We start from the raw sequence: 1,675 nt of genomic DNA, 5'->3' as shown, positions 1-1,675 counted from the left end.
TACTGATTAATGAATTGACGACCACATTGGACACAAATGTGATTCTGTTTTCCTTTCTTCTTGCCGTTTTTACGGATCTGGGTTGATTTACATTCTGGGCATTGCATAAATTATTCCTCCTATTCATACTCTAACTCAGCAACGCCGGAAAACTGATGAATATCAGGGTTGAAAACCGCTCTAAAGTGAATATTTTTTAAACTGATATTAAGAATCAAAACTATAAGCAGTTTCCGGTTGAGGAGGAGTGTGCGATCGTTACCAGCACAGCCAGTCGCATTAGTCGATCGACCATTCCGGCAATTTGAGCCCGGAAGTGTCAAAATATTAACAACCAGTTCATCCCCAAAATATATGGCTCCCGCCGTTTTAATTGAAAATCTTCAGAAACGCTACGGCACTGTAGAAGCCGTTAAAGATGTTTCCTTCAAGGTAGAACCGGGGGAAATATTTGGTTTGCTAGGCCCCAACGGTGCAGGCAAAACCACAACCCTGCGGGTACTTTGTACTTTGAGTGCGCCCGATAGCGGACGCATTGAAGTGTCTGGCATTTCTGCTGTCAGTCAGCCGAGAATTGCCAGACAAAAACTCGGCTACGTCGCCCAAGAAGTGGCTCTCGATAAGGTGCTGACGGGGCGGGAACTCCTGCAACTGCAAGCAGCGCTTTACCATTTGCCGCGCAATACGATTAAAGGGCGGATTGACGAAATGGTGAAACTCCTCGGTTTGGAGGAGTGGGAAAATAAAAAGACGGGCACTTATTCCGGCGGTATCCGCAAACGCCTCGACTTAGCTGCTGGGTTGCTTCACCAGCCGGATGTTTTGGTGTTAGACGAACCGACTGTCGGGCTCGACATTGAAAGCCGGGTGGTAGTGTGGGATTTCCTGCGGCGCTTGCGGGAGGAAGGTACGACGGTTTTGATTACGAGTCACTATCTCGAAGAAGTTGACGCTTTGGCCGATCGCGTGGCGATTATTGACAAGGGTACGGTAATTGCTGAGGGGACCCCGGAGGAGTTGAAAAATCGGGTTGGGGGCGATCGGGTGACTCTGCGGATTCGGGAGTTTTCGCCGATCGAAGAAGCCGAAAAAGCTAAAAATCTGATGCAATCTCTGCCTTTTGTGCAGGAAGTAATTGTCAACGCGGCTCAAGGAAATTCTCTGAATTTAGTAGTAACACCGCAAAGCGATGCGCTGGTGACTATTCAGCAAGCTTTAAAAAATGCTGGATTGCCTACTTTTGGGATTGCTCAATCTCGGCCGAGTTTGGATGATGTGTATTTGGCTGCGACTGGTAAGACGCTGTTGGATGCTGAGTTGGCTGCTGCTAGCAACCGCGATTTGAAGGCGGAGCAAAAACAGGCGATGCGATCGTAAATTATACCAACTGGTGGAAAGCGACATCTGTAGGGGCACGGCACTGCCGTGTCCTTGTAATACGGTAAATTTTCATTATCAGAGCAACCCTTCACGAAGAGCGCAACACTCTCGTTCGGGATGACAATTATAGGACTTACGCAAAGCCTCTATATATACCGTTTTGTAGCGGCAATCCCTCGTGGTTGCCCCCGTCTGTGGTGATGTTGCATCCAGGATTGTTTTATATAGCAATCCTAAATGATTTTCTATATTTATAAACAATCCTAAATAATTTTCTGTGTGTAAGTATATTGAC

3 protein-coding genes are annotated in these 1,675 nt (G+C 47.0%); 1 reads left to right on the top strand and 2 read right to left on the bottom strand.

Features of this window, described 5'->3' with window-relative positions:
• Positions 1-107: IS1/IS1595 family N-terminal zinc-binding domain-containing protein (locus QUA42_RS27530; RefSeq protein ID WP_445301385.1), on the bottom strand; the 107-nt coding region annotated here is incomplete at its 3' end.
• Positions 108-354: 247 nt separating this feature from the next.
• On the opposite strand from QUA42_RS27530, the gene QUA42_RS27525 reads away from it, so the two are divergent.
• On the top strand, positions 355-1,377 hold the full coding sequence (locus tag QUA42_RS27525) for an ATP-binding cassette domain-containing protein (protein ID WP_333141848.1): 1,023 nt from the start codon (positions 355-357) through the stop codon (positions 1,375-1,377).
• 78 nt (positions 1,378-1,455) lie between these two features.
• Here the strand turns inward: QUA42_RS27525 and QUA42_RS27520 are convergent.
• The coding region (locus tag QUA42_RS27520; protein WP_333141846.1) for a hypothetical protein at positions 1,456-1,675 on the bottom strand (220 nt) is incomplete at its 5' end.

The organism is Microcoleus sp. Pol11C2 (assembly GCF_036701505.1).
Classification (GTDB): Bacteria; Cyanobacteriota; Cyanobacteriia; order Cyanobacteriales; family Microcoleaceae; genus Microcoleus.
Note: the sequence above shows the minus strand (reverse complement) of the source record. Positions and strands in the feature narration are given on the sequence as shown.